The 17,315-nt window shown below is 35.4% G+C and carries 23 protein-coding genes and 2 pseudogenes; 18 read left to right on the top strand and 7 right to left on the bottom strand.

Annotated elements, in window-relative coordinates; all coding sequences use genetic code 11:
- The first annotated feature begins 746 nt into the window (after positions 1–746).
- The 10 genes from ACLBWW_RS17165 to ACLBWW_RS17210 all read left to right on the top strand — a co-directional run bounded on the left by ACLBWW_RS17165 (position 747) and on the right by ACLBWW_RS17210 (position 10,051).
- A complete protein-coding gene (locus tag ACLBWW_RS17165; RefSeq protein WP_001205889.1) occupies positions 747–2,057 on the top strand; it encodes an aspartate aminotransferase family protein in 1,311 nt (436 codons plus the stop codon).
- On the top strand, positions 2,054–2,752 hold the full coding sequence (gene atoD / locus ACLBWW_RS17170) for an acetate CoA-transferase subunit alpha (RefSeq protein ID WP_046959335.1): 699 nt from the start codon (positions 2,054–2,056) through the stop codon (positions 2,750–2,752). Before ACLBWW_RS17165 ends, atoD begins: the two co-directional genes overlap by 4 nt.
- Positions 2,737–3,399 carry a CoA transferase subunit B gene (locus ACLBWW_RS17175; protein WP_048546596.1) on the top strand — a complete coding sequence of 221 codons (663 nt, stop codon included), beginning with the start codon at positions 2,737–2,739 and terminating at the stop codon, positions 3,397–3,399. Before atoD ends, ACLBWW_RS17175 begins: the two co-directional genes overlap by 16 nt.
- Before the next feature lie 15 nt (positions 3,400–3,414).
- Complete coding sequence (locus ACLBWW_RS17180; protein WP_098222447.1) at positions 3,415–4,683, top strand: peptidase; 1,269 nt, start codon at positions 3,415–3,417, stop codon at positions 4,681–4,683.
- Complete coding sequence (ablB, locus tag ACLBWW_RS17185) at positions 4,680–5,525, top strand: putative beta-lysine N-acetyltransferase (protein WP_098222449.1); 846 nt, start codon at positions 4,680–4,682, stop codon at positions 5,523–5,525. Before ACLBWW_RS17180 ends, ablB begins: the two co-directional genes overlap by 4 nt.
- A 99-nt stretch (positions 5,526–5,624) precedes the next feature.
- The gene (gene rocR / locus ACLBWW_RS17190; RefSeq protein ID WP_088110223.1) at positions 5,625–7,010 is read left to right on the top strand and encodes an arginine utilization transcriptional regulator RocR; all 1,386 of its coding nucleotides are present in this window, start codon (positions 5,625–5,627) and stop codon (positions 7,008–7,010) included.
- A gap of 210 nt (positions 7,011–7,220) precedes the next feature.
- Positions 7,221–8,642, top strand: a complete 1,422-nt coding sequence (kamA, locus tag ACLBWW_RS17195) for a lysine 2,3-aminomutase (protein ID WP_000902134.1) — start codon at positions 7,221–7,223, stop codon at positions 8,640–8,642.
- Positions 8,639–8,911 carry a YokU family protein gene (locus ACLBWW_RS17200; RefSeq protein ID WP_000995761.1) on the top strand — a complete coding sequence of 91 codons (273 nt, stop codon included), beginning with the start codon at positions 8,639–8,641 and terminating at the stop codon, positions 8,909–8,911. The genes kamA and ACLBWW_RS17200 overlap by 4 nt, the downstream gene beginning before the upstream one ends.
- A gap of 72 nt (positions 8,912–8,983) precedes the next feature.
- Positions 8,984–9,199: a YozE family protein gene (locus tag ACLBWW_RS17205; protein WP_000750728.1), complete on the top strand. Its 216-nt coding sequence runs from the start codon at positions 8,984–8,986 to the stop codon at positions 9,197–9,199.
- Between the two features lie 189 nt (positions 9,200–9,388).
- Positions 9,389–10,051, top strand: coding sequence for a hypothetical protein (locus ACLBWW_RS17210; RefSeq protein ID WP_000101496.1), 663 nt, complete (start codon positions 9,389–9,391; stop codon positions 10,049–10,051).
- Positions 10,052–10,055: 4 nt separating this feature from the next.
- On the opposite strand, the gene ACLBWW_RS17215 is transcribed toward ACLBWW_RS17210, so the two are convergent.
- Complete coding sequence (locus ACLBWW_RS17215; RefSeq protein WP_000456535.1) at positions 10,056–10,223, bottom strand: DUF3930 family protein; 168 nt, start codon at positions 10,221–10,223, stop codon at positions 10,056–10,058.
- Positions 10,224–10,373: 150 nt separating this feature from the next.
- Here ACLBWW_RS17215 and ACLBWW_RS17220 point away from each other — a divergent pair, with 150 nt between their 5' ends.
- The 5 genes from ACLBWW_RS17220 (at position 10,374) to ACLBWW_RS17240 (ending at position 13,117) form a co-directional block, all read left to right on the top strand.
- Complete coding sequence (locus tag ACLBWW_RS17220; RefSeq protein WP_000658451.1) at positions 10,374–10,553, top strand: YozD family protein; 180 nt, start codon at positions 10,374–10,376, stop codon at positions 10,551–10,553.
- A gap of 110 nt (positions 10,554–10,663) precedes the next feature.
- Positions 10,664–10,846, top strand: a complete 183-nt coding sequence (locus tag ACLBWW_RS17225) for a hypothetical protein (RefSeq protein WP_000473373.1) — start codon at positions 10,664–10,666, stop codon at positions 10,844–10,846.
- Entirely contained in the window at positions 10,846–11,667 is an 822-nt protein-coding gene (locus ACLBWW_RS17230) for a serine/threonine protein kinase (protein WP_048546604.1), read from the top strand. The genes ACLBWW_RS17225 and ACLBWW_RS17230 overlap by 1 nt, the downstream gene beginning before the upstream one ends.
- Positions 11,649–12,407, top strand: a complete 759-nt coding sequence (locus ACLBWW_RS17235) for a sporulation protein (RefSeq protein ID WP_048546606.1) — start codon at positions 11,649–11,651, stop codon at positions 12,405–12,407. The genes ACLBWW_RS17230 and ACLBWW_RS17235 overlap by 19 nt, the downstream gene beginning before the upstream one ends.
- A 74-nt stretch (positions 12,408–12,481) precedes the next feature.
- Positions 12,482–13,117 (top strand): phosphatase PAP2 family protein, encoded by a 636-nt coding sequence (locus ACLBWW_RS17240; protein ID WP_000833364.1) that lies wholly within the window; start codon positions 12,482–12,484, stop codon positions 13,115–13,117.
- On the opposite strand, the gene ACLBWW_RS17245 is transcribed toward ACLBWW_RS17240, so the two are convergent.
- The 5 genes and pseudogenes from ACLBWW_RS17245 to ACLBWW_RS17265 form a co-directional block, all read right to left on the bottom strand.
- Positions 13,107–13,988 (bottom strand): cation diffusion facilitator family transporter, encoded by an 882-nt coding sequence (locus tag ACLBWW_RS17245; RefSeq protein WP_048546607.1) that lies wholly within the window; start codon positions 13,986–13,988, stop codon positions 13,107–13,109. The genes ACLBWW_RS17240 and ACLBWW_RS17245 overlap by 11 nt on opposite strands.
- Positions 13,989–14,283: 295 nt before the next feature.
- On the bottom strand, positions 14,284–14,598 hold the full coding sequence (locus tag ACLBWW_RS17250; RefSeq protein ID WP_000658777.1) for a thioredoxin family protein: 315 nt from the start codon (positions 14,596–14,598) through the stop codon (positions 14,284–14,286).
- 68 nt (positions 14,599–14,666) lie between these two features.
- A complete protein-coding gene (locus ACLBWW_RS17255; RefSeq protein WP_306472332.1) occupies positions 14,667–15,215 on the bottom strand; it encodes a site-specific integrase in 549 nt (182 codons plus the stop codon).
- 171 nt (positions 15,216–15,386) lie between these two features.
- Positions 15,387–15,599: pseudogene (locus ACLBWW_RS17260) on the bottom strand (N-terminal phage integrase SAM-like domain-containing protein); the annotation flags it as partial.
- Positions 15,565–15,735 carry an Arm DNA-binding domain-containing protein gene (locus tag ACLBWW_RS17265; protein ID WP_157858499.1) on the bottom strand — a complete coding sequence of 57 codons (171 nt, stop codon included), beginning with the start codon at positions 15,733–15,735 and terminating at the stop codon, positions 15,565–15,567. The gene ACLBWW_RS17265 and the pseudogene ACLBWW_RS17260, both read right to left, overlap by 35 nt.
- Before the next feature lie 297 nt (positions 15,736–16,032).
- On the opposite strand from ACLBWW_RS17265, the gene ACLBWW_RS17270 reads away from it, so the two are divergent.
- A complete protein-coding gene (locus ACLBWW_RS17270) occupies positions 16,033–16,479 on the top strand; it encodes a hypothetical protein (RefSeq protein ID WP_141538752.1) in 447 nt (148 codons plus the stop codon).
- A 43-nt stretch (positions 16,480–16,522) separates the two neighbouring features.
- Here ACLBWW_RS17270 and ACLBWW_RS17275 read toward each other — a convergent pair whose 3' ends face one another.
- Positions 16,523–16,732: a hypothetical protein gene (locus ACLBWW_RS17275; protein ID WP_048546611.1), complete on the bottom strand. Its 210-nt coding sequence runs from the start codon at positions 16,730–16,732 to the stop codon at positions 16,523–16,525.
- 158 nt (positions 16,733–16,890) lie between these two features.
- Here ACLBWW_RS17275 and ACLBWW_RS17280 point away from each other — a divergent pair, with 158 nt between their 5' ends.
- Positions 16,891–17,040, top strand: a complete 150-nt coding sequence (locus ACLBWW_RS17280; RefSeq protein ID WP_165775592.1) for a hypothetical protein — start codon at positions 16,891–16,893, stop codon at positions 17,038–17,040.
- 17 nt (positions 17,041–17,057) lie between these two features.
- Positions 17,058–17,315, top strand: a pseudogene (locus tag ACLBWW_RS17285) (hypothetical protein); the annotation flags it as partial.

Here is a 17,315-nt window from a genome sequence, read left to right on the forward strand (position 1 = left end):
ACATGTCCAAAAATCCTTAGGAAACTAGGGATTTTTTTAATAATGGGCAAATACACATACAAAGTGATAATTGTCCTACATAAATTATAAAGGAAAGGTAGTTTAAACATAAGGAAAGGAATAAAATATTGGGATGGGGATATCCAAAAAGGAATTGTGAATGGAGTTATGGACGATTTTGTGCTTTACGATGTAGGATGAATTTTGAATTTGTAACATTATTTTTTCTATTTACGTTAGCAAGTGGCAATATTAGCCGATAAAAGAGCGTCGTGCCGAACTGATTAATGTGGTTAATCGGTTCTTTTTTTATTGTATAAAACGGAGGAGAATGTATGTGAAATATAGATTTCTATAAAAATAATTGCTATGCATTTAGTAGGATTAATTGTCGATATTTGTTTGAAAATATGCAATATAAAGTAGGAGAATAGGAAGGAGTTTAAAGGGAGTTTCGTCGAAGTTTACACAATGTCGGCAATTTAGGGAAGCTGATATTATGTTAAGAAAATATGTAGTGAAGCGTTTATTTTATATAAAGGAGGGTTATTGGAGCGTATAGATAAGGGTTGGTCTTCGTTTTAAGTTCTGAATTTTCTGTTTTTGAAATTAATATTTAGCACTCATTTGTATATTTTATAATAGTTTTTTGATAAAATCACTGCTTTCGCAGAGGGTTCTTTTTTATGAAAGAAACGTCAATTTTCTTCATATATATATACAAATTGGAGAAATGGGGGAGCGCTATGCGCGATTACTTAATTAAACCACTTGTTGGTCAGCCGTATCCAATGATTTCACATGGAAAAGGTGTGTATTTGTATGATCAAAACGGAAATAAATATTTTGATGGCTCGTCAGGGGCAATTACGGCAGGTATTGGGCATGGCGTAAAGGAGATTGCAGATGTTATAAAAAAGCAAGCAGAGGAGATTGCTTTCGTTTATAGATCACAGTTTACGAGTGAACCAGCTGAAAAATTAGCGAAGAAATTAAGCGATTTAAGTGTAGGAGATTTGAACTGGAGCTTTTTTGTGAATAGTGGTACGGAAGCAAATGAAACAGCTATGAAAATTGCAATCCAGCATTTTCAAGAGCGAGGTATTCAAGGGAAGCATAAAATTTTGTCACGATGGATGAGTTATCACGGTATTACGATGGGAGCCTTATCAATGTCTGGGCATCCACTGCGCAGACAACGTTTCGTGTCAATTTTAGAAGATTATCCAACTATTCCAGCTCCATATTGTTTTAGATGTCCGGTGCAAAAGGTATATCCAACTTGTCAGCTTGCTTGTGCGACTGAACTAGAAAGATCAATTGAAAGAATTGGTGCAGAACATATCGCAGCTTTTATCGCTGAACCGATTATCGGAGCAGCTGGAGGCGCAGTCGTTCCGCCGAAAGAATATTATAAAGTCATTAAAGATATTTGCAGTCATTACGATATTTTATTTATTGCTGATGAAGTAATGACAGGGCTTGGTCGTACTGGCGCATGGTTTGCGATGGAGCATTGGGGTGTAGAACCGGATATTATGACTCTTGGTAAAGGTTTAGGAGCTGGATATACACCGATGGCAGCGACGATTGTAAGTGACCGTGTTATGGAGCCAATTTTACGTGGATCGCGTTCTGTAATGAGTGGGCATACGTTAAGTGCAAATCCATTATCTGCAGCAACAGCTCTAGCTGTTATTGAATATATGGAGAAACATAATCTACCTGAAAAAACAGCAGAAAAGGGAGAGTATTTAATAAAAGGACTACAGAAAGTTCAGCAACAATCGACAATCATTGCTGATGTGCGCGGAAAAGGGTTGCTGATTGGAGTAGAATTGCAACCGTTTACAAAAGCGTCGGAACTTATTTCGGTTGCAGCTAAAAATGGTCTTCTTTTATACCAAGCTGTTTCAGGGCAAGCAGGAAAAGAAGATAGTGCACTGCTTGTAGCACCGCCGATGACAACTACATATTCCGAGTTAGATGAATTACTTTCAATTTTTGCAAAAAGTGTAGAAGAAATGATGCAAAAAGGAGGGCATAGTATCGCATGACAACTATTACGAATACATTCGATAAATTAAAAGAGATAGAGGAAGTAATTTCTTTGTTCCACGATGATATGACATTAATGTTTGGAGGATTTGGGGGGATTGGATCCCCTCCATCTTTAATACAGGCGATTTTAGAAAAAGGAGTTACAAATTTAAATTTAATAGGAAATGACACGGGATTTCCTGATGTAGGAATCGGTCGTCTTGTTACGAATGAAAGAGTAAAATCATTAATTACTTCACATATTGGTTCAAATCCAAATGCAGGAAGACAGCTAAACGAAGGAAGGTTACAAATCGAGTTTTCTCCTCAAGGAACATTAGCAGAGCGTATTCGCGCTGGTGGTGTAGGACTTGGAGGTGTATTAGTTGATGTAGGTGTTGATACGATTGTAGAAGAGGGAAAACGTACAGTTGAAATGAATGACAAGACATATTTAGTTGAAACAGCATTAACTGCTGAGGTTGCAATTGTATATGCGAAAAAAGCGGATCCGTTTGGTAATCTTGTGTTTGATAAAAGTGCTCGTAATATGAATCCTCACGTAGCTATGGCAGGGGATATAACGATTGTAGAAGCAGAAGAAATAGTTCCACTTGGAAGTTTAGATCCAGAAGAAATTGTTGTCCCAGGAGTATTTGTAAATTATATCGTACCGTCGGAAGGAGTGAATTGGAAATGGGTATGGGCGTAGAAGTGAGAGATAAGATTGCTAGGCGCGCAGCGAAAGAAATACAAAATGGTATGATTGTAAATTTAGGTATTGGTATACCATCGCTTGTACCGAATCATCTTCCTGACGATATAAACGTTATGTTTCATGCGGAAAATGGAATTGTAGGTATGGGACCTACGCCAAGAAAAGGGAATGAAGACGAAAATTTATGTAACGCAGCAGGTTTACCGACTTCTCTAATTACAGGAGCGAGTTATTTTGATAGTTGCACAGCGTTTGGGATGATTCGAAAAGGTTTATTAGACATAACGATTCTTGGTTCATTACAAGTAAGTGAGAATGGTGATTTAGCGAACTGGATTGTACCAGGAAAACGCGTTCCAGGTATTGGGGGAGCGATGGATTTGGCACAAAAAGCGAAGCGGGTCGTTGTTGTGATGAATCATGTCGATAAGTACGGAAATGCAAAGATTGTTTCGGAGTGTACATTACCATTAACTTCAAAGAAATGTGTAGATGTAATTATTACGGATATGGCAGTTATGGAAGTGACGCAGGGTGGACTCGTTTTACAAGAATTAATGAGTCCATACACAGTGGAAGATATAAAACAACATACAGAAGCTGATTTCAAAATTGGCTCTAACTTACTAGTAATCGAATGAGGGGAGATGTAATATATGGAGCAATTAAAAAAGAAAATTTGTGATTATATCGAGAGTCATGAAGAGGAAAGCATAAAATTTTTAAAACGATTAATTCAAGAAAAAAGCGTATCTGGTGATGAAAGTGGTGCGCAGGCAATTGTGATTGAAAAATTACGTGAGCTAGGTTTAGATCTTGATATTTGGGAACCTTCATTTTCTAAAATAAAAGATCATCCTTATTTTGTATCACCGCGTACAAGTTTTTCAGATAGCCCGAACATAGTGGCAACTTTAAAAGGAAGTGGCGACGGGAAATCTATGATATTAAATGGACATATTGATGTCGTACCAGAAGGAGATGTGAATCAGTGGGACCATCACCCTTATAGTGGTGAGCAAATAGGGAATCGTATATATGGTCGTGGAACAACGGATATGAAAGGCGGCAATGTCGCACTGATGCTTGCGATGGAAGCTATTATTGAATCTGGTATTGAATTAAAAGGAGATATTTATTTCCAAAGTGTAATTGAAGAAGAAAGTGGCGGGGCAGGAACATTAGCGACTATATTACGAGGATATAAAGCAGATGGTGTCATTATTCCAGAACCAACAAATATGAAGTTTTTCCCGAAACAACAAGGGTCCATGTGGTTTCGTCTACATGTGAAAGGCAAAGCAGCACACGGTGGAACGCGTTATGAAGGAGTAAGTGCAATTGAAAAAAGTATGTTTGTTGTAGATCATTTGAGAAAATTGGAAGTGAAGAGAAATGACCGAATTACAGACCCGTTATTTAAAGGAATCCCCATTCCAATTCCAATTAATATTGGGAAAATTGAAGGTGGGAGTTGGCCAAGTTCTGTTCCTGATTCATTAAATTTAGAAGGAAGATGTGGTATTGCGCCGAATGAGACTATAGAGGCAGCAAAAGAAGAGTTCGAGAATTGGATCGCTGAATTAAATAATGTGGACAATTGGTTTGTTGAAAATCCTGTAGAAGTAGAATGGTTTGGAGCGAGATGGGTTCCTGGTGAACTAGAAGAAAATCATGAGTTAATTACGACACTAGAGCATAACTTTGTTGAAATCGAAGGGAATGAACCGATTATTGAAGCATCTCCGTGGGGGACTGATGGAGGTTTATTTACACAAATCTCAGGTGTACCAACGATAGTATTTGGTCCAGGAGAGACGAAAGTAGCACATTATCCAAACGAATATATAGAAGTTGATAAAATGATAGCTGCCGCAAAAATTATTGCATGTACATTACTAGATTGGTGTGAGGTGAAAAAATGAAATACTATGAATCTTTTAGAGAACAGACAAATGGCTATACAGTAGAAGGCGTTTTAGACTATTTTAATAAACGTATTCGAGTAGACCACTACACAGGAAATATTGAGAGGATTATCCAAACAATTGACGAATTAGCAGAGAAGCATTCTTTCACTAAATGTATTATTAAAGGAAAGGGAGAGCATGTTTCTACATGGCTCTCTTTCGGTTTTTTATTGGAAGCAACAATACCGCATTATTTTCAAGGTCACGATGCATACTTCTTCGTGAAATTTATTAATGATGAAAGACGAAATAGTATTCATTGGGCTGAGGAAGATACCATTTTAAGCGGTGTTAAAGCAAAAGAAGTAAAGGAAAAAATAGTACCAGAGAAATTTTTATTAAGAAAAGCGATAGAAGAGGATGCGGAAGAATTAGCGGCTGTCTTTGGAAAAGTATTTGAAGTTTATCCGACTCCTTTAAACGAAGCGAGTTATGTAAAACAAACGATGAAGGAAGACGATACAATATACTATGTGTACGAATTCGAGGGGAAAATAATTAGTACAGCATCTGCAGAAATGAATATAAAAGAAGGAAATGCAGAATTAACGAATTGTGCTACTTTACCCGAATATCGTAAGCATGGGTTTATGAAAAGTTTACTAATTAAGTTAGAAGAAGAACTGCAAGAAAAATCGATTTTCTGCTCCTATACAATTGCTCGATCGCTTTCTTTCGGAATGAATGCGGCCTTTCATCAGTTAGGTTATACGTATACAGGAAGACTGGCGAACAATTGCTACATTTTCGATAAGCTGGAAGATATGAATATATGGGTGAAAGATTTGTCTAAATAGTACGGTATAAAAAATGGAACGGAATCGTCATGCTTATAATCGCATATAGGTATGCCGGAAATTCGGCATGTGATTGCTGAATTTTCGGCAAAAGGGGGGATGACATTGCTAGCAGTTTCGACACAAGAAGTCATTGAAGCGATTTTGGGCAGTATTGATGAGGCTATACACGCAGTAGATGAAAATGGTATTACAATTTTCTATAATACTGTAGCTGCAAAACACGATGGGTCAAAAATTGAAAAAGTGTTAGGAAAACATTTGTTAGAAGCGTTTCCTTCTTTATCTAGGGAAACGAGTACGTTAATGAAAGTGTTAGATACAAAAAAATCAATCGTTCATCAAGTTCAGCATTATCAAAATTTAAATGGGGAAGACATTTGTACAGTAAATACGACGTTACCTATTTTTATAGATGGAAATATTGCTGGGGCTGTTGAAATTGCAAAGGATTATTCCACAGTTCAAAAACTTACGGATACAATTGTAGATTTGCAGTCAAAAATAAAGCGGTCATCTAGAAAAAAAGCAATTAAAAAGCATGTTGCATTTGAGACGATTGTGACGGATGATGCTCGATTTAAACAGACGAAAGAATTAGCACAAAAAGTAGCGCCAACTGATGCAAATGTTTTAATATATGGGGAAACAGGAACAGGGAAAGAGTTATTTGTACAAGCGATTCATGAAGCTTCTAAACGGAAGAACAAGCCATTTATTGCACAAAACTGCGCAGCTTTGCCAGAGTCGCTATTAGAAAGTTTATTGTTCGGAACGACGAAAGGTAGCTATACTGGGGCAATTGAACGAGCGGGATTATTTGAACTTGTAGATGGTGGGACATTGTTTTTAGACGAACTGAATTCAATGCCTCTCGATTTACAAGCGAAAATGTTACGTGTATTAGAAGATGGTGTTATTCGTCGAATTGGTGATAATAAGACGAGAAAAGTAGATGTTCGCGTTATTACTGCAATGAATCAGCCACCAGAAATATGTTTAAGAGAGAATAAAATTCGTACTGATTTATATTATCGATTAAATGTCTTTTCATTATATATTCCGCCGCTACGTGAAAGAACTGAGGATGTCTTATTATTAGCGTCTTATTTTTTGAACGAATATAATAAAAGTTATAAAAAAGGTGTACTTCAAATGGATAAGGAAGCGAAAGAAAGACTACAAGCTTATCAATGGCCTGGCAATGTTCGTGAGCTAAAACATACGATTGAACATGCTGTCATTATTGCAGAAGGGGATACACTAACAGCCAATTGTTTACCGCGTACATTTCGGAAAGAGAATCTGCCAAAGAATAAGAGCATATTGCCACTTAGAGAAGCACTTCATCAAACGGAAAAGGAATTAATAGATCAAGCGTTAATTGAAACGGAAGGGAATATATTACAAGCTGCAAAAATGTTAGGTATCCCTCGCCAAACGCTTCAATATAAATTGAGTAAGTACGACAAAACCGCCGAATAATTGGCGGTTTTTGTGTGTTTGCACCAATAAAAGAGCGTTTACATATATAAAAAGTAATGAATATGATAGTATGTATGGATTTTATACAGTGCTTACAAATATTTTTTCGTTTATGTAATAGCGTTCACCGTACATTTACTTATCAATAATGTAAAGTTGGCATAACTATTGCTTATATAAAGGATGAGCGTATAAAAAGGGGGAATAGCAATGTTACATGATGTATACAAACCAAATCGTCACTGGAAGGATATCGAGTTGTGGAAGGATGTTACTGAAGAGCAATGGAATGACTGGGTTTGGCAATTAACGAATACGATCAAAACTTTGGATGACTTAAAGAAAGTGATCAATTTAATACCTGAAGAAGAAGAAGGTGTTAAAATTTCAACAAAAACGATCCCGTTAAATATTACACCGTACTATGCTTGGCTAATGAATCCTGATGACCCACGCTGTCCGATTCGGATGCAATCTGTACCGATCTCGGAAGAGTTATATAAAACAAAATATGATTTAGAAGATCCGCTTCATGAAGATGAAGATTCACCAGTTCCAGGGCTAACACATCGTTATCCAGACCGCGTATTGTTCTTAGTAACGAATCAATGTTCTATGTATTGTCGTTATTGTACACGCCGTCGTTTTAGTGGACAAATTGGAATGGGTGTGCCTAAGAAACAATTAGATGATGCAATTGGTTACATTCGTGATACACCACAAGTACGAGATGTATTAATTTCTGGTGGTGACGGTCTTCTTATTAACGATAAAATTTTAGAATATGTATTAAAAAATTTACGAGAGATTCCGCATGTCGAGATTATTCGTATCGGAACGAGAGCGCCGGTAGTATTCCCGCAGCGTATTACAGAAAACTTATGTAATATTATTAAAAAATACCATCCAGTATGGTTAAATACACATTTCAATACTTCTATTGAAATTACAGAGGAATCGAAAAAAGCATGTGAAATGCTAGCGAATGCTGGTGTTCCAGTTGGAAACCAAGCAGTAATTTTAGCTGGTATTAACGACAGCGTTCCAATTATGAAAAAACTTATGCATGACTTAGTAAAAATCCGTGTACGTCCATACTATATTTATCAATGTGACTTATCTGAAGGTATTGGTCATTTCCGTGCACCAGTATCTAAAGGTCTTGAAATTATTGAAGGTTTACGCGGTCATACATCTGGTTATGCGGTTCCAACATTCGTTGTAGATGCACCAGGAGGCGGCGGGAAAATTGCGCTTCAACCAAACTATTTAATTTCGCAAAGTGCAGATAAAGTTGTGCTTCGTAACTTTGAAGGTGTTATTACAACGTATCCAGAGCCAGAGAGTTATATCCCAGGAAGAGCAGAAGGGTACTTTAAAGAAATCTATCCAAACTACGAAGAAAAACGTTCAGATGTTGGTATCGCAGGTCTTATGAGTGATAAGAAATTTAACCTTGTTCCAGACGACTTACAGCGTATGAGCCGTCGTAAAGACTATGAAGATAATGACACTCATGCATCACTAAAAGATAAACGTGATAAGCGTGATCAACTTAAAGATAAAAAGTATCAATCGCAAATGGCTAAATTAGAAGAAAACGACAAAAAAAATGAGGGTGATGCAGTATGAATTGTATGTGGTGTGACAGTACAGAAGCGAAAGAAAGCTTGAATACTGTATATTGGGAATTACCAGATGGTACGAAAGCCATTGAAATCCAAGAGACACCATGCATTTCTTGTTCCTCATGTGGTATGGACTATCAAGCAGATCAAACAGTGAAAGAAATAGAAGATCAATTGTTTCTAATTTATACGAAAGATTTACCAAAACAACTAACATATGAAGAATTAATGGGAAGACCACGTCTATTAAAAAGAAATTATTTCGACTTTTAACCAGCTTTTATGCTGGTTTTTTTCTTTTTTGCCTTGTATAATGTATCCAAGTTAGAAAGGCAGGGAATATTTTTGAAAAAGACATTTTACCACTATATGATGAAGCATCGTGCAGCTTTATTTAGTAATGAAGTATCGAATTTAGCAGAAGCAATGTATGATGATTTAAGCTTTCCAAAGCAATCTGAAGATTATGATGAAATTAGTTCATACTTAGAGTTAAGTGGATTGCTAGAAAGTATGTCTATATTTGATGAAGCTTGGGATTTATACATACAAGAGAGATAAGAACTATATGAAATTTTTGACGTGAAGCTAGTCTATTTGCTAGCTTTTTTTACGTTGTAAATAATTTTTTTATACGGTGATATTTTTTATTGAAAAAATTTATGAATATACGCTTCTGTGATAAGCGTTTTTATGTAGGTTGCATATACTGTTATCAAAATCACGACGTCAAAAAAAGGAGAGATATAGATGGCGAGAAAAAAGCAACCTAAATATAACGTAGGGGACATAGTCGTGATTACGCTATATGGAACCGTTGGTAAAATCACAAATATGAAGGTTTTAGATGGAGTTTACGTTTACGAAGTCAATAATCACGATGGGTTTTACGTAGAGCAAACGTTGCAGCACGTTTCAGAGCAAGATATGAAAAAAGGTGAAACTGAGTGGATTGAATTAAATTATAATTTCACATTTGGTGATCTCGTGCAAGTAACAGGATACGATAAAGATGTGTTTCGAATTGTTGGTTTTCGTACAGAAGTATGGAGATATAAAAATGACGCATGGGAAGATACTATATACGAATTGTCACGAATTACGGATGGTGAATGGTTAGAAGCGGATGAATCAGATTTAACGTTACTTGCCAATGCTCAAACGGCAAATGCAATTTTGAAGAAAATGAAACAAGATAAAGCTGGTATGAATAAATTAGATTTAGGAAAATTAAAGTCAATTAACAACTCAAAAAAAGTGAGTGTTAAGACAAATCGTCAAGAAATCATTGATGGATTACTTGATATTTATAACGATTATCAATTGTTATTCGATACATTTAAAGATGAAGAATATAAAATTGTTATGGATGTTGTTCATAATTATTTAGTTAAATTGACAGAGAAAAAATAGTTAACTAGAAAGAGAGAATGAATTGAACAACAACATATGCAGTATAAGGTATGCCTACAATTATTAAAAAAATAAAAAGCCATTTAATAAGAGAGTCTGCCCATTGATCTTCATGCATGAACTCTTCTTTTGTTTGCCCTACTTCTTGTTCTACCTCATATTGGTATTCCATAATTAAATCCCCCTTTTTGATAGCTTGTACTACCATCGTATGCATCTCGTCCAAAGGATATGACCTATAAAAAAAGAAAAACTATTTTTCTAATCTCATATACATAATTTTGAGATTTTTTCATAAAACAGAAATAAAGGAGTGATGCTCATGAAGGAAATTGAGGTCGTAATTGATACGGAAGAGATTGCGGAGTTTTTTTATGAGCAACTAATTGAAAGAGGGTACGTCCCAAAACGAGAAGAAATTGAAGATCTCGCAGATATTACATTTGAGTATTTATTAGAAAAATGTATGATTGATGAAGTTTTTGATGAAGAGGATGAGTGAAAGTAACGGCGGGCTTAACTCGTCGTTTTTTACTCTTTACAAACTTGTCACAAATATAGTCGGAAATTATTGGTATAATTAAAAGAAAATTTTACTCAAGAGGTGAAGGGATGTTCAAAAAAATTATTGATTCTTTATTAGGTAGGAAAAAAAATCGTTCGTATTCTAGTAGTGATTATCGCCATAGAGGTCGCTCTTATTCAAGTAGCGATTATAAACGACGTTCATCTGGTTATGGGCATCAGCATTATAAAAGAAAACGTAAAAGTCGTAGCTTCTTTTCAAGTAGCTGATGAAATGGCGTCGTATACTAGCTTTATTTGATAGACCACTGCGAAAAAATACAATCGTTGCAGAACGTTATAAAATTGAATCAATAATTGGAATGGGCAGTTATGGGGTTACATATGTCGTTAATGATTTACAAATAAATAGAAATAAAGTCTTAAAACAATTAAGACAGAGTAAACAAAGATATGAGTCTGGTAGAAAATCATTTGAACAAGAGAAAATGATTTTACAAACATTAAATCATCACGCAATTCCTAGTTTATATGATCATTTCGTATGGGAGAAAAAAAGCTTTTTCGTGATGGAATATATGCCTGGTAAAAATTTCGAAGATTATATTTTCTTAGATGGGCATGTATATACAGAACGTGAAGTTTTAAAAATTTTATATGAAATATTAGAAATTGTATCGGTGTTTCATAATAAAGGTATAATTCACCGAGATTTACGCATTCCAAACATATTAATGAAAGAAAACCAAATTAGTATTATTGATTTTGGATTAGCTAAATTGAAGGGTGAGGGTGATGAACGAGCTACAGCTTATGAAGGTGAACAAGCTTTGATGCGAGAAGTTCACTTTCGTAGCGATTTTTATGCGCTTGGTCATTTCTCGTTATTTTTATTATATGCAGGCTATGAATCTAATGAAAAACATGAAAAACCATGGTATGACGAATTAACTTTGGAAAATTATAACCGTGAAATGCTTATGCGAATGTTACAAATAAAAACGCCGTACTATGAGAATGTACAAGATTTAAAAAAAGATATAGCTTTTGCTTTAGAAAGGATGGAGGTTCCGTGTTTCAAAAGTTTTTAGCAAGTGTTGGTATTGGTAATGCAAAAGTAGATACAGTTCTTGAAAAAGATGAGTATATTGTTGGAGAAGAGATACTAGGGAAGGTTCATATAACTGGTGGTTCAGTTAGCCAACAAATTGAAAGCATTTACTTAACATTATCGACGTCGTATGTACGAGAAGTGGATGATAAAAAAGTAACAGCAACATATGATTTAGAGCGAGTTCGTTTAACAGAACCTTTTTCTGTTGAGCCGAATGAAAAAAAAGAAATTCCATTTTCATTTATAATGCCAGTTGAAACCCCGCTTACACTTGGAATGAAAACAGTTTGGGTGCATACAGGTCTTGATATTAAACGAAGTATAGATCCAAGTGATCGTGATTACATTCAAGTGTTGCCCAATGCACTATTAAATAGTGTGTTAGAGAGTGTAAATCAATTAGGTTTTAAAGCGCGTCATATAGAATGTGAAGAATTACCATATCGATTACGTAAGCAAGTTCCGTTTGCACAAGAATTTGAGTTTGTTCCTGTTTCCGGAGAGTATTATGGGAAATTAGATGAACTAGAATTATTAATCTTACCAAGCGTTTACGATCGCCTAGAGATTATTATGGAAGTAGACAGAAAATCTCGCGGATTAGCAGGTTTATTTGCAGAAGCGCTTGATCTTGACGAGAAAGTGATTCGCTTTACAGTAACGAATGAAGATATTCCAACAATGCAAGAAAAAATTAACAATTATATTTTTAAATAAACTATGCATAAAAAAGAAATGGAGAGGAAAACTAAAACAACCGCTCCATTTTTTTGTATAGTGAGGTTATGTATGTGAAACGATATCGACATTTATACTTGTTAAGTTTTACGCTACTCATTTGTTTTGTCGTATTATCACTTTCGTATCATACCGCTTGTATTGAGAAATTTGACAATATAGTCGCGCATTTTATTCAAAGCTTTCGAAACGATTACTTGACAGCTTACTTTACTTGGGTGTCTTTTATCGGTTCCAAAAGAATATATTTTCCGTTACTCATCATTCTTGTAATGTATTTTCTCGTTAGAAAAAAGTTGCTTAGTGCATTACTTCTAACAATTAATTATTATGGATCTCGTTATTTAAACAGTATGCTTAAACTATGGTACGAACGAGCAAGACCTGATGTAACGCAGCTTGTTACTGCAACTGGATATAGTTTTCCGAGCGGTCATACGATGAATGCTACTGCTTTTTTAGGATTTATTGCATACGTCACAATTACTGAAGAACGTATTACATTGCATAAAAAATTGTTGATTATTTTTATAGCGAGCTTTGTTGTATTATCTATTTCAGTTAGCCGAATATATCTTGGCGTTCACTATCCATCTGACATATTAGCAGGATGGGCAGCTGGCGGTAGCTGGCTCGTTTTATGTGTTATATTTCATAAAGCGTTCATTAAAAAAGAACCTATGTCATAATAGGTTCTTTTTCCATTGGTTCAACATGAATGTGTGCATGGTAAATGCCAAACTTTTTCCGAAGCATTGCCTCGATGTTGTCAGTAATACAATGACTTTCACCAACCTCCATACGAGCATCTACCTCGATTGTAATATCAACGTACGTTTGATTCCCGTACATACGCGCGCGAATGTCTACGATGTTTTCCACGCCACCAATATGTTCAATAGCACCAGCGTACTCTTCCATCTTATCTGGATCGATTCCATCCGTTAACATATGAGAAGCTTCTACGAAAATCTCCCATGCAGTTTTACAAATAATAAGGCCGACAATTAAAGCGGCAATAGGATCTAAAATAGGCATTTGGAACTGCGAACCGACAATACCTACTACTGTACCGATACTTACGAGAGCATCTGATAAATTATCCTTTGCAGCGGCTTCTAATGATTTACTTTTTGTTCGTGCTGCAATCTTTTTCGTATACAAATATACAAAGTACATAACGACAGCAGAAAATAAGGCTACCCATGCAGCAAGTACATTAGGCGCTGCTTGTTTCGGATTAAAAAAAGATTGAATGGCGCTAATAACAACTTCTAAACCGACCGTTGCCATAATAAAAGAAGCAACAAGTGATGCAATTTGTTCTGCTCGTGAATGCCCATAAGGATGATCTGGGTCACGAGGTTTACGAGAGATTTTTAGACCAATTAATATCGCTAAAGAAGCACCGATATCCGTTAAGTTATTTAAACCGTCAGCACGTAATGCGCTAGAGAGGGTAATATAACTGATGATAATTTTCATAGAGGATAAAAATATGTAGGCCATAATGCTGACAATAGCACCTTTATCAGCTTCTTTATGAGAAAGAGTATCCATTTTGATCACTCACCTTTCTACAAGGAATTTCTTTCTATAAATAGAGTACCAAACGAAACTCGTGTGGGTCTATACAAACATTGTTGACGTTTTTTAGGTTTTTAAGAAGGGGATAACAAAGTTTCGTTAAGGAAAAATATGTTGTAAAGTGCAAAGTTAGGGTGTGAACGCGATTTGGATCGAGGGGATAGGGAAAAGGATAGATGTATTATGATGAATCCGTATACTACACCGCTCAAAGGTGATTGGGCAAAATAAAAACCCTCTAGAAAATATATTTTAGAGGGTCTTCATCTTAGTATGCTTCTAAAAACTCAGTAACTTGCTCTTCAGTTTTTGCGTTAGCACTATGTAAGTGGCCTAGTTTCTCACCATTTTGATATACAAGTAAACTTGGAATACCCATTACTTGATACTCTTCAGCGATACTTGGGAATTCATCTTTGTTAATAGAATACCATTCAAACTTATTGAACTCTTCCATTACATCTCCGATAAAGTTGTCCATACGCACACAATCTGGGCACCATGTAGTAAAGAACTTAACAACTACTGGCTCCTCACTTGCGATGATGTCTTTGAATTCCTGTTCAGATTTGATTTCTTTCATGTTTTTGTCTCCTCTCAATGTCACACGGATAAGCTAGTATTTTTATGCAAAATCCGCGATTGCAAACATTAGTGTTTTTGAAATAGGTTGTTTGCAAAATCTTCGACTGCTTTTTCTTGTAGGCCTGGTACGACGTGTGAGTAGGTGTCCAATGTGATACCTACTTTTTTATGTCCTAATCGTTCACTTACGATTTTCGGGTGAATACCCTGTTTCAACATTAATGTCGCATGGGTATGCCGTAGATCGTGGAAACGAATATCAGGAACCCCACATTTCTTTATAAGCTTTTTCCAGAGCTGTGTCAAACTTCTGAAATTGCAGGGGTTACCATTATATGTTGGACAAACTAAATCATAATTATTATATCCATCTCCATACCGTGCTTTTTCTTCATTTATCTTCAGTAGGTGTTCTTGAAGAGCCTGCAAAGTAATTTCAGGCAGAACAATTAATCTTTTTCCTGAAGATGTCTTAGGTTCATGAAATTCTTTGGTGATATGAGAGAGGGACCGATTAACCGATAAAGTTCTTCTCTCAAAATCAATATCCTTCCATTGGAGCCCTAAGATTTCACCTTTACGCATTCCGCATGTAATTGCAAGAAGGTATGCAATATAATAACGACTTTCTTTTGCATTCTCTAAAAAAAGAAGAACTTCTTCTTCAGTCCAAGTATTTACCGTTCTCGTATCGGCACCAGCAGTAGGAGGGCTAATGACATCAGCAACATTCTTTTTTACAATTTCATGGCGTACAGCGTAAGATAATGCAGTTCGTACGATTTGATGAATGCTACGAACTGTGACAGGTTTCATAGTTTCGGATAAATCACCATAGAACTTTTCAAGATCCACACCTTTTAATTTTTGCATTGGAATGTTTCCGAGTTTTGGTATAATATGATTGTTAATATGTTTTCGATAGTTATAGTACGTGGTTTCTCGAAGGTTTATCTTTCTAGCTTCAAGATATTGAAGGAAAAATTCGCGTACTCTCATTTTTGTCGGCTTGTGCTTCTTTTTTTGTTTTATACCCAGAAAACCATCTCTGTCTTCTTCCACCTGGCTCTGGATCTGGGCCGATATCTAAAACGAAACTGTACTTACTTCCTCTTTTTATAATATGCCCTTTCACTGTATACACTCCTTCATCTCATCTTGATTCATGTTGTGTAAGTCTAGTTGTAATTTTGCTGCTATGAAAATTACATAGTTGGACATATCAGCGATGGATACATTTTACCATATATGAACAAATTCAGTTATAGGATTTGATTGTCAGTAATTTCTTATTTTGTTCGAAGATTATTGTGATTCATATGTGAAAAACAAAGGGAGGAACGTAATTTGTTTGAGATAAAATAAAGGTTTGATAGAATTTCATTTAAATGTATATTATAATATAATAATTAAAATAGAGTGTAGTGAGTTTATGAATTTTGAATGGATATCTATAGACACAAATTGGCTCGGATTCTGGGGAGGAGTCTTAGGTGGTTTCATTAGCGGTGGGCTTACTTATTTAGGAGTAAGAAAAACAATTAAAAACGAAAGAAAAAGTTTTTTCACTAATAGAATTTGGGAAGAAAAAAAGGACGTTTTAAAAAAATTGATGGAACATTGGATTTGGCTCGTAACTGGTGATAAGACTGGTGAAAACTACCTGGAATTTATGAAAGCACTGAATTCATTATTGATAGTTTTTAGTGATAGTCCAGGTGTTTTAGTAAAATTGGTAGTTTTTCATGATTATGTTAATGTTAAATGTAATGGGAATGCCAATGAATTATTAATAGAATTATTTAAGGCGATGTATGAAGATCTTGATTTGGAGTTTGATGAAAAACTTAAAGACGTTCTCTTAATTACATTTAAATAACTGTATAATTGAAAAAGAGCCAAATGGCTCTTTTTTGTTGTACTCATGTAAACAGAATTGAAATCGTTTTACAGGCAACTACCAAAGTACACACCGTCGCAATCACACTAGCTAACTGTTCTGGGGCATGGATTTTTAACAGTATTTTGTAAACTATTCCAAAAGTAACGCCCATGGCAAGAAACATAACAGCTGCTTGCAAAGCTAATTGGTTGACAGGTGATTGTATAGAACTAAAGTCAATTTGATTCATTCAATATGCCGCTTATAACTATTTATATGTATATTAATATATTTCATTTGAAAATGAAAGTGTATAATCCTACAAAATACCAAAATAGTTAATTTACAGGTGTAGAACATATAAGCTAAAATAATTGTAGATTCCAATTGAGAAGGAGGAAAGGAGCCATGAAAAATACATATGTTAAAGATCCAGGTGGATGGAATTACACTCAAAAGAATAGTGAAGTAGGACCAGGTGGTGGCGCAGGATATACCGGTAAAGGTAGTGAAGCTGCAGTATCATTATATAGATTTGCCCTTACTTACATTGTTTAAAGGCGGTGATTAAAAATATGAGAACATTTTATGTGTACGACAAACAAACAGGAAGATATTTAGAAAATGTGATTATATTCCCTTCATATGACACTAAAACAGATAATGACGGGAATATGATTGAATGGATTCCTGTTTACAAAAACATTCCAGAAAACGCCACAGAAATACCATTACCGCAGCCAAATTGGAAACCTGTATGGGATGGAGAAAAGTGGATTGAAACGATCACGGAAGAAGAATTAGAAGAAATGAATAAGCCGCAACCGCATAAA

The sequence above is a fragment of the Bacillus sp. M5A3_1b genome (genome assembly GCF_053345335.1).

Excerpts from the sequence above, each read along its gene's own strand:
- ACLBWW_RS17165 (WP_001205889.1), top strand. The coding sequence starts at position 747 with ATGCGCGATTACTTAATTAAACCACTTGTTGGTCAGCCGTATCCAATG.
- atoD (WP_046959335.1), top strand. The coding sequence starts at position 2,054 with ATGACAACTATTACGAATACATTCGATAAATTAAAAGAGATAGAGGAA.
- ACLBWW_RS17175 (WP_048546596.1), top strand. The coding sequence starts at position 2,737 with ATGGGTATGGGCGTAGAAGTGAGAGATAAGATTGCTAGGCGCGCAGCG.
- ACLBWW_RS17180 (WP_098222447.1), top strand. The coding sequence starts at position 3,415 with ATGGAGCAATTAAAAAAGAAAATTTGTGATTATATCGAGAGTCATGAA.
- ablB (WP_098222449.1), top strand. The coding sequence starts at position 4,680 with ATGAAATACTATGAATCTTTTAGAGAACAGACAAATGGCTATACAGTA.
- rocR (WP_088110223.1), top strand. The coding sequence starts at position 5,625 with ATGACATTGCTAGCAGTTTCGACACAAGAAGTCATTGAAGCGATTTTG.
- kamA (WP_000902134.1), top strand. The coding sequence starts at position 7,221 with ATGTTACATGATGTATACAAACCAAATCGTCACTGGAAGGATATCGAG.
- ACLBWW_RS17200 (WP_000995761.1), top strand. The coding sequence starts at position 8,639 with ATGAATTGTATGTGGTGTGACAGTACAGAAGCGAAAGAAAGCTTGAAT.
- ACLBWW_RS17210 (WP_000101496.1), top strand. The coding sequence starts at position 9,389 with ATGGCGAGAAAAAAGCAACCTAAATATAACGTAGGGGACATAGTCGTG.
- ACLBWW_RS17215 (WP_000456535.1), bottom strand. The coding sequence starts at position 10,223 with ATGGAATACCAATATGAGGTAGAACAAGAAGTAGGGCAAACAAAAGAA.
- ACLBWW_RS17220 (WP_000658451.1), top strand. The coding sequence starts at position 10,374 with ATGAAGGAAATTGAGGTCGTAATTGATACGGAAGAGATTGCGGAGTTT.
- ACLBWW_RS17225 (WP_000473373.1), top strand. The coding sequence starts at position 10,664 with ATGTTCAAAAAAATTATTGATTCTTTATTAGGTAGGAAAAAAAATCGT.
- ACLBWW_RS17230 (WP_048546604.1), top strand. The coding sequence starts at position 10,846 with ATGAAATGGCGTCGTATACTAGCTTTATTTGATAGACCACTGCGAAAA.
- ACLBWW_RS17245 (WP_048546607.1), bottom strand. The coding sequence starts at position 13,988 with ATGGATACTCTTTCTCATAAAGAAGCTGATAAAGGTGCTATTGTCAGC.
- ACLBWW_RS17250 (WP_000658777.1), bottom strand. The coding sequence starts at position 14,598 with ATGAAAGAAATCAAATCTGAACAGGAATTCAAAGACATCATCGCAAGT.
- ACLBWW_RS17270 (WP_141538752.1), top strand. The coding sequence starts at position 16,033 with ATGAATTTTGAATGGATATCTATAGACACAAATTGGCTCGGATTCTGG.
- ACLBWW_RS17275 (WP_048546611.1), bottom strand. The coding sequence starts at position 16,732 with ATGAATCAAATTGACTTTAGTTCTATACAATCACCTGTCAACCAATTA.
- ACLBWW_RS17280 (WP_165775592.1), top strand. The coding sequence starts at position 16,891 with ATGAAAAATACATATGTTAAAGATCCAGGTGGATGGAATTACACTCAA.